The organism is Bacillus pumilus, assembly GCF_038738535.1.
Classification (GTDB): domain Bacteria; phylum Bacillota; class Bacilli; order Bacillales; family Bacillaceae; genus Bacillus.
Window position 1 is genome coordinate 105,643 of sequence record NZ_CP046128.1, and the last position, 15,337, is coordinate 120,979.

A 15,337-nucleotide genomic window follows, 5' to 3' on the forward strand; every position below is an offset into this window, starting at 1 on the left:
CATGTCGCTCCAGCATTTTATTCAAGACGCTTTAAGTCAATGGATGAAACAAAAAGGACCAGAAAGTGACATTGTTCTAAGCAGTCGAATCCGGCTAGCACGCAACCTAGAGCATGTTCGTTTCCCAACTCAGTTTTCTCAAGAAGAGGCTGAAGCTGTCCTCCAGCAATTCGAGCAAAAGTTTGCTAGCCAGGAAGTGAAGGACATCGGAAACTTTGTTCTGATTCGTATGAATGAAACGCAACCTTTAGCAAAGAGAGTACTTGTTGAAAAACATTTGATCAGCCCAAACTTAGCTGAATCAAGATTTGGCGGTTGTTTGCTTTCTGAAAATGAGGAAATCAGTGTGATGCTGAATGAAGAAGACCATATTCGAATCCAATGCTTATTCCCAGGATTCCAACTAGCCAATGCATTAAAAGCGGCTAATCAGATAGATGACTGGATTGAAGAGCAAGTGGATTATGCGTTTTCGGAAAAGCGGGGATACTTAACAAGCTGTCCAACTAATGTAGGTACAGGTATTAGGGCATCGGTCATGATGCATTTACCAGCTTTAGCCCTCACAAGACAAATGAATCGGATTATTCCGGCCATTAATCAATTAGGTCTTGTAGTCAGAGGAATTTATGGTGAAGGCAGCGAAGCAATAGGGAACATCTTTCAAATTTCAAATCAAATCACACTTGGTCAATCAGAAGAAGATATTGTAGACGACTTAAATAGTGTGACCGCTCAGCTCATTGAACAAGAGCGATCTGCACGAAAGGCGTTATATCAAACATCTCAAATTGAACTTGAGGACAGAGTGTACCGTTCCTTAGGGATTTTGGCCAATTGTCGCATGATTGAATCAAAGGAAACAGCAAAGTGTTTGTCAGATGTGCGCCTTGGAATTGATTTAGGTATCATTAAGGGGCTTTCAAGTAATATACTGAATGAACTCATGATTTTGACTCAGCCTGGCTTTCTTCAACAGTACTCAGGAGGAGCTTTGGAGCCAAATGAACGAGATATAAAACGAGCAGCGATTATTAGAGAAAGGCTGCGTTTAGAAATGCATAGGAATGGACAGGAGGATGAAACGATATGATGTTTGGAAGATTCACTGAAAGAGCTCAAAAGGTATTAGCACTTGCACAAGAAGAAGCCATTCGCCTAGGCCATAAGAACATTGGTACTGAGCACATTTTACTTGGTCTAGTACGTGAGGGTGAGGGCATCGCCGCAAAAGCGTTAGAAGCACTGGGTCTTGTTTCAGATAAAATCCAAAAAGAAGTCGAAAGCTTGATTGGAAGAGGGCAAGAGGTGTCTCAAGCTATTCCTCATTATACGCCTAGAGCGAAGAAGGTCACTGAGCTTTCAATGGATGAAGCAAGAAAGCTAGGTCATTCCTATGTAGGGACAGAACATATTCTATTAGGTCTTATTCGCGAGGGAGAGGGTGTAGCTGCCCGCGTTTTAAATAACCTCGGAGTGAGCTTAAATAAAGCACGTCAGCAAGTTCTGCAGCTGCTTGGCAGCAATGAAACAGGTGCATCTGCCGCTGGCTCTAACAGCAATGCAAATACACCAACATTAGATAGCTTGGCAAGAGATTTAACAGCTATTGCGAAAGAAGACAGCTTGGACCCTGTCATTGGAAGAAGCAAAGAAATTCAGCGTGTCATTGAGGTCCTAAGCAGAAGAACAAAAAATAACCCTGTGCTGATTGGTGAGCCTGGTGTTGGTAAAACAGCCATCGCTGAAGGTCTTGCGCAGCAAATTATTCATAATGAAGTGCCTGAAATCCTGCGCGATAAACGAGTGATGACACTTGATATGGGAACCGTTGTAGCGGGAACGAAATATCGTGGTGAATTTGAGGATCGTTTGAAAAAAGTCATGGACGAAATTCGTCAGGCAGGAAATATCATTCTCTTCATTGATGAGCTTCATACACTCATTGGTGCTGGTGGAGCAGAGGGTGCGATTGACGCATCTAATATTCTCAAACCATCCTTAGCACGTGGAGAGCTTCAATGTATCGGGGCGACAACGTTAGATGAGTACCGTAAATATATTGAAAAGGATGCTGCGCTTGAACGACGTTTCCAGCCAATTCAAGTGGATCAGCCATCTGTTGATGAAAGTATTCAAATCTTAAGAGGACTTAGAGATCGTTATGAGGCACATCACCGTGTGTCCATTACGGATGAAGCGATTGAGGCGGCGGTGAAGCTGTCTGACCGTTATATTTCTGATCGTTTCCTTCCAGATAAGGCGATTGATTTAATTGATGAGGCAGGTTCGAAAGTCCGCTTACGTTCTTTCACAACACCGCCTAACCTAAAAGAACTAGAGCAAAAGCTCGATGAAGTACGCAAGGAAAAGGATGCTGCTGTTCAAAGTCAGGAATTTGAAAAAGCAGCTTCTCTTCGCGATACGGAACAGCGTTTGCGTGAAAAAGTAGAAGTCACAAAGAAATCTTGGAAAGAAAAGCAAGGACAGGAGAATTCAGAGGTATCAGTGGATGATATCGCAATGGTTGTCTCTAGCTGGACGGGAGTGCCTGTTTCAAAAATTGCACAAACAGAAACAGATAAGCTTCTCAATATGGAACAATTGCTCCATTCTCGTGTGATCGGGCAGGATGAAGCGGTTGTCGCTGTAGCAAAAGCTGTGAGACGTGCGCGTGCTGGCCTAAAAGATCCAAAACGTCCAATCGGCTCCTTTATCTTCTTAGGCCCAACAGGGGTTGGTAAAACGGAGCTTGCAAGAGCACTCGCAGAGTCTATTTTCGGTGATGAAGAAGCGATGATCCGTATTGATATGTCTGAATACATGGAGAAACACTCTACATCTAGACTTGTTGGGTCACCTCCAGGCTATGTTGGCTATGAAGAAGGCGGACAACTGACTGAAAAAGTGAGAAGAAAACCTTATTCTGTTGTGCTTTTAGACGAGATTGAAAAGGCACATCCAGATGTATTCAACATTTTGCTGCAAGTGTTAGAAGATGGCCGTCTGACTGATTCTAAAGGGCGTACCGTTGACTTTAGAAATACGATTTTGATCATGACATCCAACGTTGGAGCTAGTGAACTGAAGCGAAATAAATATGTTGGCTTTAACGTGCAGGATGAAGGTCAAAATTACAAGGATATGAAAGGCAAAGTGATGGGCGAGTTGAAGCGTGCATTTAGACCAGAATTCATCAACCGTATTGATGAAATCATTGTCTTCCATTCACTTGAAAAGAAACATCTAAAAGAGATCGTGTCTCTCATGTCTGATCAATTGACGAAACGATTAAAAGAACAAGACCTTTCAATCGAATTGACGGAAGCAGCAAAAGCGAAGATTGCCGACGAAGGTGTAGATCTTGAGTACGGTGCGCGCCCGTTAAGAAGAGCGATTCAAAAGCATGTGGAGGATCGACTTTCTGAGGAGCTTCTGAAGGGTAATATTGAAAAAGGTCAACATATCGTATTAGATGTGGAAGATGGAGAAATTGTCGTAAAAACGACGGCTGCTACGAACTAATATAGTAAGAAAAAAGTGTGAGGCATACCAGTAAAGTGTATGCCTCCCTTTACTTATTTTCTGATCAGTATAAGGAGTTGTATTCTTCAATCTATGGCTAAGACAAAATCAAAATTTATATGCCAATCGTGCGGTTATGAGTCAGCCAAATGGATGGGGAAATGTCCAGGCTGCGGCACGTGGAACAGTATGACAGAAGAGGTCGTTCGCAAAGAGCCGGCAAACCGTCGAAGCGCTTTTAATCATTCTGTTCAAACCATTCAAAAACCTTCACCTATATCTGCAATTGAAACATCAGATGAACCCCGAATCAAAACGAATTTAGAAGAATTTAACCGAGTATTAGGAAGTGGAATTGTCAAAGGCTCTCTTGTTCTCATTGGCGGAGATCCTGGGATTGGGAAGTCCACATTATTATTACAAGTATCAGCACAGCTCTCAGACAAAAATCAGAATGTATTATACATATCTGGTGAGGAGTCCATTAAACAAACGAAGCTAAGAGCGGACCGCCTCGGCATAAAAAGCACCTCTTTACATGTTTTGGCTGAAACCGATATGGAGTATATAACGTCTGCTATACAAGAGATGAAACCCGCTTTTGTCGTGGTGGATTCGATTCAAACCGTTTATCAAAGCGATATTACGTCAGCTCCTGGGTCTGTATCTCAAGTGAGAGAATGTACAGCACAGCTGATGAAAATTGCCAAGACAAATGGTATTCCAATATTTATCGTTGGTCACGTAACCAAAGAAGGCTCGATCGCTGGTCCACGCCTTTTAGAGCATATGGTGGACACGGTTCTTTATTTTGAAGGCGAGCGTCATCATACGTTTCGTATCTTACGTGCGGTGAAAAACCGATTTGGCTCGACGAATGAACTAGGGATTTTTGAAATGAGAGAGGAAGGACTCACGGAAGTATTAAACCCATCCGAAATTTTCTTAGAAGAACGTTCGGCAGGTGTATCTGGATCGTGTGTTGTTGCCTCAATGGAAGGAACAAGACCTGTTCTTGTCGAGATACAAGCATTAATTTCACCGACAAGCTTTGGAAATCCACGGAGAATGGCTACAGGCCTTGATCATAATCGTGTGTCATTGCTCATGGCGGTTTTAGAAAAACGTGTCGGACTGCTGCTGCAAAACCAAGATGCGTATTTAAAGGTCGCAGGCGGTGTGAAGCTTGACGAACCGGCGATTGATTTGGCCATTGCGGTCAGTATTGCTTCAAGCTTTAAAGACGCAGCGCCGCATCAAGCGGATTGCTTTATAGGAGAGGTCGGTCTGACGGGAGAAGTCAGAAGAGTATCAAGAATTGAACAGCGTGTGCAGGAAGCTGCGAAACTAGGATTTAAGCGAATGTTTATTCCTCAGGCGAATATAGATGGATGGAAAAAGCCGAGAGGGATTGAGTTAGTCGGTGTAGAAAATGTAGCGGAGGCACTTCGAATTTCACTAGGGGGATCATAGAAATGGAAAAAGAGAAAAAAGGAGCGAGAGAACTCGATCTCTTAGATATCGTACAGTTTGTGGCACCAGGGACACCTCTTCGGGCTGGGATCGAAAATGTCCTGAGGGCCAATACTGGCGGGCTCATTGTTGTTGGTTATAACGACAAAGTCAAGAGTGTTGTAGATGGAGGGTTTCATATTAACTCTGCCTTCTCCCCAGCACACTTATATGAATTGGCTAAGATGGATGGAGCCATTATTTTAAGCGATTCTGGTCAAAAGATCTTGTATGCGAATACACAGCTGATGCCAGATGCAACCATCCATTCATCGGAAACGGGCATGAGGCACCGTACTGCTGAACGTGTAGCGAAGCAGACAGGCTGCTTAATCATTGCGATTTCTGAACGGAGGAACGTCATTACCTTATACCAAGGGAATCGTCGTTATACGCTGAAAGATATTGGCTTTATTTTAACTAAGGCCAACCAAGCCATACAAACACTTGAGAAATATAAAACCATTTTAGATCACGCCATTTCTGCGCTAAGCGCCCTAGAATTTGAAGAGCTTGTGACCTTTGGTGATGTATTATCCGTGCTGCATCGTTACGAGATGGTGCTTAGAATCAAAAATGAAATCAATATGTATATCAAAGAGCTCGGAACAGAAGGACATTTGATCCGTCTGCAAGTCAATGAACTGATTACAGATATGGAGCAGGAAGCGGCTTTATTTATTAAAGATTACGTGAAAGAAAAGATTAAAGATCCATATGTTCTGCTTAAACAGCTACAAGATATGTCTAGCTTTGAGCTTTTAGATGACTCCATTCTGTACAAGTTACTTGGCTATCCAGCTTCTACAAATATTGACGAATATGTGTACACAAGAGGCTACAGATTGCTTCACAAAATCCCTAGACTGCCTATGCCAATCGTCGAAAACGTGGTTGAAGCGTTCGGTGTGTTAGATCGAATTATGGAAGCGGATGTACAAGATTTGGATGAAGTAGAAGGAATTGGAGAAGTAAGAGCGAAAAAGATAAAAAAAGGATTAAAAAGACTGCAAGAAAAACATTATATCGACCGCCAGCTATAAGGAGAGAAATTTTTCTTAAACACGGTTAAAAATGGATGAATATGGGTATATTAATGATGCTTTTGTTTTCTGTTGATTATGATAGGAAACTTAAACATATATCAATGTCAGGTGAGGGTGGATTGACAGATGAAAAATAAAGGAGGTGAAGGTATGTTAAAAAGAATCGTTCAGGCGTTTTTTATCATTTTTGGTGCAGTTGTAGGGATTTTTATCATTCCAGAGTTATTTCTGCTGTTAAATGTAAAGGACATACCTTTCATAACAAATGCTTACTCTTCAGCACTAATAGGAGCCGCTGTGTTCTTTATCATCGGCAAATGGTGCACAGGCTATGTGGTTAATTGGGTGAAATGGATCGAGGATTCTCTATTAAAGGCGCCTCTTCCTGATCTTATATCTGGAAGTTTCGGATTAGTATTTGGACTTATTCTAGCATATCTTATTGTAAACGTGATCCCGCTAAACAATATCCCATATCATATTTTTGGTACCATTATTCCGATTTTCCTGGCTTTCTTTTTAGGATACCTTGGATTTCAGGTAGGGTTTAAGAAGAAGGATGAAATGATGGGGCTGTTCTCCCGATCTGCAAAGGTCACCAAGAAAAAAGGAGCAGCTGATGATGAACCTGAAATAGAAGATAAAAAGCTGAAAATTTTAGACACAAGTGTTATCATTGATGGAAGAATCGCAGATATTTGTCAAACTGGATTCTTAGAAGGTGTCATGGTCATTCCTCAATTTGTGCTCGAGGAATTACAGCATATTGCAGACTCTTCTGATGTATTAAAGAGAAATAGAGGCCGAAGAGGTCTTGATATTTTAAATCGTATTCAAAAAGAATTAGATATCAAAGTTGAAATTTATGAAGGTGACTTTGAAGACATTCAAGAGGTTGATAGCAAGCTTGTGAAGCTCGCTAAATTAACTTCAGGTGTTGTTGTGACAAATGATTTTAATTTAAATAAAGTATGCGAACTTCAAAAAGTAGCAGTGTTAAACATCAATGATCTAGCCAATGCGGTGAAACCGGTTGTGCTACCTGGGGAAGAAATGAAGGTACAGGTCATTAAAGATGGGAAAGAGCATAACCAAGGTGTTGCTTACTTAGATGACGGTACGATGATTGTGGTCGAAGAAGGACGCAATTACATTGGAAAAGACATCGATGTGCTCGTCACAAGTGTGCTGCAGACTGCTGCTGGAAGAATGATTTTTGCGAAGCCAAAACTTCTGGAGAAGGCGCTCTAAAGGGAGAACGAACATGTATTATGAAGTAGTTATTCCGGCTGCGGGGCAGGGGAAACGAATGAAGGCCGGCCGCAATAAGCTTTTTATTGAGCTGAAAAGAATGCCGGTCATTATTCATACACTAAAGGTGTTTGACGCTCATTCGCAATGCAAACGCATGATCCTAGCGATCAATGAAGAGGAGCGTCAAGACTTTGAAAGGCTACTCAAGGTACACGCTTTTCAAACGCCTGTTTCACTTGTCACTGGCGGTGAAGAACGTCAGCAAAGTGTATACGAAGGATTAAAGGCTGTGAAAGATGCAGACATCGTGCTTGTTCATGATGGGGCAAGGCCTTTTATTAAGCATACACAGATTGACTTGCTCGTTAAAGCAGCGATTGAAAAAGGCTCCGCAGTTGTAGCGGTACCAGTGAAAGACACAATCAAACGCGTTCAAGAAGGCAAAGTGGAACAAACCATTGAACGTCAGAGCTTGTGGGCAGTCCAGACCCCACAAGCTTTTCGTCATTCTATTTTAAAAGAGGCGCATGAATATGCGGAGCGGACCGGCTTTCTTGGAACAGACGACGCCAGTCTTGTGGAACAATTACATGGTGAAAACGTGTATATTGTCCAAGGAGATTACACCAATATTAAGCTGACGACACCGGATGATTTATTGGTTGCCAAGGCAATTATGGATGCGGAAAGAGGGTACTAGATCATGTTGAGAATAGGACAAGGCTTTGATGTACATCAATTAACAGAGGGAAGACCTTTGGTTATCGGCGGGGTCACCATCCCTTATGAAAAGGGGCTGCTTGGGCATTCAGACGCTGATGTACTGCTTCACACAGTGGCAGATGCCTGCCTAGGTGCGATTGCTGAAGGAGATATCGGCAGACATTTCCCAGACACAGATCCTGAGTTTAAGGATGCGGATTCTTTTAAATTACTGCAGCATGTGTGGGCACTAGTAAAGGAAAAAGGCTACACACTTGTGAATATTGATTGCACAATCATGGCGCAAAAGCCCAAAATGGCACCTTACATTCAACCAATGTGTGAGAAGATTGCAGAAGCGCTTGAGGCAGATGTCACACAGGTGAATGTGAAAGCAACAACGACAGAGAAACTTGGATTTACAGGAAGAGGCGAAGGAATTGCCTCTCAGGCAACAGTGCTTCTTCAGAAAAAGTGAAATCCATTTTGATGAGAATGGGATTTGATGATAAAATACGTTTATAAAAAATTGGTGTCAGACAACATGATGCAGATGAAAGGAAGTTAAACTCATGGGAAATGAAGTGCGTGTTCGTTATGCACCGAGTCCAACTGGTCATTTACATATTGGGAATGCTAGAACGGCTCTTTTCAACTATTTGTTCGCACGCAGTCAAGGCGGCAAATTTATTATTCGAATCGAAGATACGGATCAAAAGCGTAATGTAGAAGGCGGAGAAGAAAGCCAGCTTCGCCACCTGCAATGGCTCGGTATTGATTGGGATGAGAGCATTGATAAAGATGGCGGCTATGGTCCTTACAGACAATCAGAGCGTAATGAGATTTACAAAAAATATTATGATGAGCTGCTAGAGAAAGACTTGGCGTATAAGTGCTATTGTACGGCTGAAGAGCTAGAGGAAGAGCGTGAAGCACAAATCGCCCGAAGTGAAATGCCTCGATATTCTGGTAAATGCAGCCATTTATCAAAAGAAGAAGAGGACAAGCTGATCGCTGAAGGAAGAGAGCCAAGTATCCGCTTCCGAGTGCCAAAAGGAGAAATCATCAAATTTGACGACATGGTCAAAGGCGATATTTCATTTGAGACAGACGGCATCGGTGATTTTGTCATTGTGAAGAAAGACGGCACGCCAACTTATAACTTCGCTGTAGCAGTGGATGATCATTTGATGAAAATGACTCACATTCTTCGCGGAGAGGATCACATTTCGAATACGCCTAAACAAATCATGATCTTCAACGCATTTGGCTGGGATGTTCCGCTATTCGGACATATGACGCTGATTGTGAACGAGAACCGCAAAAAATTAAGTAAGCGTGATGAATCCATTATTCAATTCATCGAGCAATATAAAAACTTGGGCTATTTACCAGAAGCCCTGTTCAACTTCATTGCACTACTTGGATGGTCTCCGGTGGGCGAAGAAGAACTGTTTACAAAAGAGCAATTCATCGACATTTTCGATGTAAACCGACTTTCTAAGTCACCAGCTCTATTCGATATGCATAAACTAAAATGGGTAAATAACCAATATGTGAAGGCACTTGATCTTGATCAGGTTGTTGCGTTAACGCTTCCGCATCTTCAAAAGGCAGGCAAGGTAAGCGAGCAGCTGACAGAAGAAGAAAACACGTGGGTGCGCAAGCTTATTTCTCTGTATCACGAACAATTAAGCTATGGAGCAGAAATTGTTGAGTTAACAGAGTTGTTCTTTAAGGAGCAAATTGAGTATAATCAAGAGGCAAAGGAAGTTTTAGCAGAGGAGCAAGTACCAGAAGTCATGGCATCTTTTGCTGGTCAGCTTGAACGGCTTGAGTCTTTCACACCTGATGAAATCAAGACTGCTATTAAAGCGGTACAAAAAGAAACAGGGCATAAAGGCAAGAAACTATTCATGCCAATTCGTGTGGCTGTCACAGGACAAACGCATGGCCCAGAACTTCCGCAAAGTATTGAACTACTAGGTAAAGAAACGGTATTAAACCGCATTAAGCAAATATAAGGAAATCGTTGCGAGGGAGAAGTACAATGTTTTCGTCCATCACAGAAAGAGTCTTCACCGGCTGAAAGAGACTTATGGGCAGACGTTGGAAATGCACCCTCAAGACCCTTGAGGAACACGTGTACGTTAGTATGCAAGGGCGGTACCCTCCGTTATGGGATTAAGTTGAGAAGGCTGCAAAATGAGGGCTTTCTAAACAGAGTGGAACCGCGTTTTCAAAACGTCTCTGTCATTTGGCAGAGGCGTTTTTTATTTGTCCAAAAAAGAGAGCAAGTCCTAAGAGAGATTGATGGGGAAGAACGGGGGGAGCATGTGTTTTTCAAAATGCTGAAAGAAGATATTGATACTGTGTTTGATCAAGATCCTGCTGCTAGAAGCTATATTGAAGTAGTGCTAACCTATTCAGGGCTTCATGCGATTTGGGCTCATCGTATCGCGCACGCATTTTATAAGCGTAAGCTGTACTTTCTTGCGCGGATCATTTCTCAGGTCAGCCGGTTTTTCACAGGGGTGGAAATTCACCCTGCGGCAACCATTGGCAGGCGCTTCTTCATTGACCACGGCATGGGAGTGGTGATTGGGGAAACATGTGAAATTGGAGACAACGTCACTGTTTTCCAAGGCGTGACACTAGGGGGAACAGGGAAAGAAAAGGGAAAGCGGCACCCGACCATTTTAGACGATGCCCTCATTGCGACAGGTGCAAAGGTGCTTGGTTCCATTACAGTCGGAAAAGGGGCCAAGATTGGTGCGGGGTCAGTTGTGTTAAAGGACGTACCAGACCATTCCACCGTTGTCGGTATACCTGGGCGAGTCGTCGTTCAAAATGGGAAGAAAATCAATCGTGATCTCAATCATCAAGATTTGCCAGATCCGATTTCCGATCGTTTCAAAGAATTGGAACGAGAAATGGAAAAGCTAAAAGGTGAGCTGGCTTCATTGAGCAGAAAGGAAGAACAATCATGACAATCAATATTTATAATACATTGACACGTAAGAAAGAAGAATTTGTCCCGCTTGAACCAGGAAAGGTCAAGATGTATGTGTGCGGACCAACCGTTTATAACTACATTCATATCGGGAATGCCAGACCTGCTATTGTTTATGACACTGTACGTAAGTATTTAGAATACAGCGGCTATGATGTGAACTTTGTATCAAACTTTACAGATGTGGATGATAAACTCATCAAAGCAGCCAATGAACTCGGAGAAGATGTTCCGACGATTGCTGACCGCTTTATCCAAGCCTACTTTGAAGACGTTAGTGCACTAGGCTGCAAAAAAGCTGACCTTCACCCGCGAGTGACGGAAAATATGGATGATATCATTGCATTTATTGCGACATTGATTGAAAAAGGCTACGCCTATGAAGCGGATGGCGACGTGTATTACAGCACACGCTCATTTGAAGGCTACGGAAAGCTTTCTCACCAGTCGATTGATGAACTGAAGACAGGTGCTCGTATTCGTGTAGGTGAGAAGAAACGAGATGCACTGGACTTTGCTTTATGGAAGGCTGCAAAGGATCAAGAAATCTCATGGGATAGCCCGTGGGGCGAAGGACGCCCAGGCTGGCACATCGAATGCTCGGCCATGGTTAAAAAATATTTAGGGGATACGATCGACATTCATGCTGGCGGACAGGATTTAACCTTCCCTCACCATGAAAATGAAATCGCTCAATCCGAGGCTTTGACAGGGAAACCTTTTGCGAAGTATTGGATGCATAACGGATATATTAATATTGAGAATGAAAAAATGTCAAAATCACTTGGAAACTTTGTGCTCGTGCATGACATTGTGAAAGAACAAGATCCTGATGTGCTACGCTTCTTTATGTTGTCGGTTCACTACCGTCATCCAATTAACTACTCAATGGATTTACTAGAGAGTACAAAGAGTGCGTTTAACCGACTCAAAACGTCGTATGCTAATTTACATCATCGCCTCGAGAGCAGCACGAATATCACAGAAGACAATGCTGAATGGCTGGCGAAGGTTGAGGAGCAGCGTGCGACATTTATTTCTGAAATGAATGATGACTTTAATACGGCAAATGCAATTTCTGTTTTATTCGAACTTGCGAAACAGGCGAATTATTATATGGAAAATGATCATACTTCGGAGGAAGTGATCAAGGCATTTATCGGCTTATTCCAAGAAATCACGTCTGTTCTTGGCTTCTCATTAGAAGAAAAGCACACGCTTGACGAAGAAGTAGAAGCGTTAATTGAAAAACGCAATGAGGCTAGAAGAAATCGTGACTTTGCGCTATCTGATCAAATTCGTGACCAGTTAAAGAGCATGAATATTGTATTGGAGGACACTCCTCAAGGTACTCGCTGGAAAAGAGGAGAATAGGTCATGTTGAATTTTGAAAAGCTGAAAGACGGTAAACAGTTGAACGGACTTGCGCTTGCTTATATGGGTGATGCCATTTTTGAAGTCTATGTGAGGCATCACCTCCTCCAAACGGGGGCGACAAAACCAAATGAGCTGCACAAACGAGCAAGCAAGATTGTTTCAGCTAAATCTCAGGCAGCTATTTTATTTACGCTTCAGCAACAAGGCTTTTTCACTGAAGCAGAAGAAGCAGTGCTGAAAAGAGGAAGAAATGCAAAATCAGGCACAGTGCCTAAAAACACAGACGTTCAAACGTATCGTTATAGTACGGCGCTTGAAGCGCTCATGGGTTATTTATTTATTGAAAAGCAGGACGAACGCTTAGAAGAGCTGATTAGTCAGGCGATTGAAATCGGAACGTCAGGGAGGAAGACAAATGAGTCAGCAACATGATTATGTGATTGGGAAAAATGCAGTGATTGAAACACTGAAGTCAGATCGGGAGTTATACAAGCTCTGGATGGCAGAAAACACTGTAAAAGGACAAGCCCAGCAGGTCATTGAACTCGCTAAAAAACAAAATATCACCATTCAGTATGTTCCGAGGAAAAAGCTTGATCAAATGGTAACAGGTCAGCACCAGGGAATCGTTGCACAAGTAGCAGCATATGAATATGCGGAATTGGACGATCTGTATCAAATCGCCGAAAAGCGGAATGAACAGCCGTTTTTTCTTATCTTAGATGAAATTGAAGACCCGCATAATTTAGGATCCATTATGCGTACAGCAGATGCTGTAGGTGCACACGGGATTGTCATTCCGAAAAGGAGAGCGGTCGGCTTAACGACAACCGTTGCCAAAGCATCTACTGGGGCGATTGAACATATTCCTGTTGCCAAGGTCACCAATCTTTCAAGAGCTCTTGATGAGATGAAAGAAAGAGGAATCTGGGTCGCGGGAACAGATGCGTCTGCCAAACAGGATTACAGACAATTTGATGGTACGATGCCGCTTGCTCTTGTGATTGGCAGTGAAGGAAAAGGGATTGGCCGATTGATCAAGGAAAAGTGTGATTTTCTGATTAAGCTGCCTATGGCCGGGAAGGTCACTTCGTTAAACGCATCAGTTGCCGCTAGTCTATTGATGTATGAAGTGTATCGAAAACGTTATCCGTTAGGAGAATAGAGATGGACATCCTCTTAGTCGATGGATACAACATGATAGGTGCATGGCCTCGGCTGCAGCACTTAAAGGAAAACAGCTTTGAAGAAGCCAGAGACGTGCTGATTCAAAATTTAGCAGAATATCAAGCATACACAGGGTATCGAGTCATTGTCGTATTCGATGCCCATATGGTCAAAGGAATCGAAAAAAAGCGGATCAACCACCGAGTAGAGGTCATCTTTACGAGAGAGAATGAAACAGCTGATGAGCGGATTGAAAAGCTGGCCCAGGATTTGAATAATGTTCGGACGCAAATTCATGTGGCGACCTCAGACTTCACAGAACAATGGGCAATTTTTGGACAAGGAGCTCTTCGGAAGTCGGCTCGAGAGCTTTTGAGAGAGATTGAAGTGATCGAACGAAAGATAGAGACGAGAGTCAAAAAGATTACTTCTGATAAACCAGTATCCAAGATTGAATTGTCAGAAGATGTATTGAAAACGTTTGAAAAATGGCGGCGTGGGAATCTGGAATAGCTTGACGATATTTCAACCATTAATGTATAATATTTCTATCTAGGTGCGGTCGGGGGGATCGAAGTGAATCTAAACAACAGCAAGGATAAATCCATCAGAGAGCAATTTTGCCAGTTGGAAGATGAACAAGTCATTGAAAGGGTTCATGTCGGAGATAGTGATGCGCTAGATTACTTAATAACGAAATACCGCAATTTTGTACGTGCAAAAGCAAGATCTTATTTCTTGATTGGAGCGGATCGAGAGGACATTGTCCAAGAGGGGATGATCGGACTTTATAAGTCTATCCGCGATTTCAGAGAGGACAAGCTTACTTCATTTAAGGCTTTTGCAGAATTATGTATTACCCGCCAAATTATCACCGCAATTAAAACAGCTACTCGCCAAAAACATATCCCGTTAAATTCCTATGTATCATTAGACAAGCCAATATATGATGAAGAATCAGACAGAACATTGTTGGACGTCATTTCCGGTGCTAAAGCGCTTAACCCAGAAGATTTAATCATTAGCAAAGAAGAATTTGATGATATTGAAATGAAAATGGGGGAACTACTAAGTGAGCTGGAAAGAAAGGTACTTGTGCTTTACCTTGATGGCAGATCCTATCAAGAGATTTCTGAAGATTTAAACCGTCATGTGAAATCAATTGATAACGCACTCCAAAGAGTAAAGAGAAAATTAGAGAAATATTTAGAGCTTCGCGAGATTAGTCTCTAATCAAACCTATATTGACAGCTTTTTCGACACTGTGATAAGGTACTAAGGAAATGATGTCGAGAAAATAGGTGTAAATATGAGGAAAAAGATTACTCTAGCCTGTAAAGACTGCGGAAGCCGCAATTATACGACAATGAAAAGTGATGCTTCAGCAGCTGAAAGATTAGAAGTTAAGAAATATTGCAAGACTTGTAATTCACATAAAACACATTTAGAAACGAAGTAAGATTTGCGTTCTTTAATCTGTGGAGGTCTTTTACATGCGTATTATCAGTTTCTTAAAAAGTGTCGGGAAAGAAATGAAAAAGGTCAGCTGGCCAAAGAAAAACGAAATGATTCGCTACACAATCACGGTTATTTTAACAGTCGTATTCTTTGCAATCTTTTTCTCTTTTCTTGATATAGGAATCTCACAATTAATCGAATTAATTCATTAATACTTGAATAATGGTCTGCTGAACGTGCTATAATAGATCATAATATGACTTGCCAAAAAACCCGTTTTACG

At 42.1% G+C, this 15,337-nt stretch carries 16 protein-coding genes and 1 other annotated feature; all 16 genes read left to right on the forward strand.

The window, feature by feature from the left end:
* Nucleotide 1: 1 nt before the first annotated feature.
* The 16 genes from GKC25_RS00580 (at nucleotide 2) to secE (ending at nucleotide 15,266) form a co-directional block, all read left to right on the forward strand.
* The gene (locus GKC25_RS00580) at nucleotides 2-1,093 is read left to right on the forward strand and encodes a protein arginine kinase (protein WP_342689881.1); all 1,092 of its coding nucleotides are present in this window, start codon (nucleotides 2-4) and stop codon (nucleotides 1,091-1,093) included.
* On the forward strand, nucleotides 1,090-3,525 hold the full coding sequence (gene clpC, locus GKC25_RS00585) for an ATP-dependent protease ATP-binding subunit ClpC (RefSeq protein WP_034665649.1): 2,436 nt from the start codon (nucleotides 1,090-1,092) through the stop codon (nucleotides 3,523-3,525). Before GKC25_RS00580 ends, clpC begins: the two co-directional genes overlap by 4 nt.
* Before the next feature lie 93 nt (nucleotides 3,526-3,618).
* Nucleotides 3,619-4,998, forward strand: coding sequence for a DNA repair protein RadA (gene radA, locus GKC25_RS00590; RefSeq protein WP_034620767.1), 1,380 nt, complete (start codon nucleotides 3,619-3,621; stop codon nucleotides 4,996-4,998).
* 2 nt (nucleotides 4,999-5,000) lie between these two features.
* On the forward strand, nucleotides 5,001-6,080 hold the full coding sequence (disA, locus tag GKC25_RS00595) for a DNA integrity scanning diadenylate cyclase DisA (protein ID WP_012008686.1): 1,080 nt from the start codon (nucleotides 5,001-5,003) through the stop codon (nucleotides 6,078-6,080).
* Nucleotides 6,081-6,233: 153 nt separating this feature from the next.
* A complete protein-coding gene (locus GKC25_RS00600; protein ID WP_003217214.1) occupies nucleotides 6,234-7,334 on the forward strand; it encodes a PIN/TRAM domain-containing protein in 1,101 nt (366 codons plus the stop codon).
* Nucleotides 7,335-7,347: 13 nt separating this feature from the next.
* Nucleotides 7,348-8,037 carry a 2-C-methyl-D-erythritol 4-phosphate cytidylyltransferase gene (gene ispD / locus GKC25_RS00605; protein ID WP_034665643.1) on the forward strand — a complete coding sequence of 230 codons (690 nt, stop codon included), beginning with the start codon at nucleotides 7,348-7,350 and terminating at the stop codon, nucleotides 8,035-8,037.
* A 3-nt stretch (nucleotides 8,038-8,040) separates the two neighbouring features.
* Nucleotides 8,041-8,517: a 2-C-methyl-D-erythritol 2,4-cyclodiphosphate synthase gene (gene ispF / locus GKC25_RS00610; RefSeq protein ID WP_095286191.1), complete on the forward strand. Its 477-nt coding sequence runs from the start codon at nucleotides 8,041-8,043 to the stop codon at nucleotides 8,515-8,517.
* Nucleotides 8,518-8,611: 94 nt separating this feature from the next.
* Entirely contained in the window at nucleotides 8,612-10,063 is a 1,452-nt protein-coding gene (gene gltX, locus GKC25_RS00615; protein WP_034665641.1) for a glutamate--tRNA ligase, read from the forward strand.
* Nucleotides 10,063-10,294, forward strand: a binding site (T-box leader). It overlaps the preceding gene by 1 nt.
* An 81-nt stretch (nucleotides 10,295-10,375) precedes the next feature.
* The gene (cysE, locus tag GKC25_RS00620; RefSeq protein ID WP_012008691.1) at nucleotides 10,376-11,029 is read left to right on the forward strand and encodes a serine O-acetyltransferase; all 654 of its coding nucleotides are present in this window, start codon (nucleotides 10,376-10,378) and stop codon (nucleotides 11,027-11,029) included.
* Nucleotides 11,026-12,426, forward strand: a complete 1,401-nt coding sequence (cysS, locus tag GKC25_RS00625; RefSeq protein WP_003217177.1) for a cysteine--tRNA ligase — start codon at nucleotides 11,026-11,028, stop codon at nucleotides 12,424-12,426. The genes cysE and cysS overlap by 4 nt, the downstream gene beginning before the upstream one ends.
* A gap of 3 nt (nucleotides 12,427-12,429) precedes the next feature.
* Nucleotides 12,430-12,861, forward strand: coding sequence for a Mini-ribonuclease 3 (locus GKC25_RS00630; RefSeq protein ID WP_034665636.1), 432 nt, complete (start codon nucleotides 12,430-12,432; stop codon nucleotides 12,859-12,861).
* Nucleotides 12,845-13,594, forward strand: a complete 750-nt coding sequence (gene rlmB / locus GKC25_RS00635) for a 23S rRNA (guanosine(2251)-2'-O)-methyltransferase RlmB (RefSeq protein ID WP_034665632.1) — start codon at nucleotides 12,845-12,847, stop codon at nucleotides 13,592-13,594. The genes GKC25_RS00630 and rlmB overlap by 17 nt, the downstream gene beginning before the upstream one ends.
* A 2-nt stretch (nucleotides 13,595-13,596) precedes the next feature.
* Nucleotides 13,597-14,109, forward strand: a complete 513-nt coding sequence (rae1, locus tag GKC25_RS00640; protein WP_034665628.1) for a ribosome-dependent mRNA decay endonuclease Rae1/YacP — start codon at nucleotides 13,597-13,599, stop codon at nucleotides 14,107-14,109.
* A gap of 63 nt (nucleotides 14,110-14,172) precedes the next feature.
* Nucleotides 14,173-14,829, forward strand: a complete 657-nt coding sequence (gene sigH, locus GKC25_RS00645) for an RNA polymerase sporulation sigma factor SigH (RefSeq protein WP_003217132.1) — start codon at nucleotides 14,173-14,175, stop codon at nucleotides 14,827-14,829.
* Between the two features lie 76 nt (nucleotides 14,830-14,905).
* Nucleotides 14,906-15,055, forward strand: coding sequence for a 50S ribosomal protein L33 (gene rpmG, locus GKC25_RS00650; protein WP_012008694.1), 150 nt, complete (start codon nucleotides 14,906-14,908; stop codon nucleotides 15,053-15,055).
* Between the two features lie 34 nt (nucleotides 15,056-15,089).
* Nucleotides 15,090-15,266: a preprotein translocase subunit SecE gene (gene secE, locus GKC25_RS00655; protein WP_003216942.1), complete on the forward strand. Its 177-nt coding sequence runs from the start codon at nucleotides 15,090-15,092 to the stop codon at nucleotides 15,264-15,266.
* The last annotated feature ends 71 nt before the right edge of the window (nucleotides 15,267-15,337 follow it).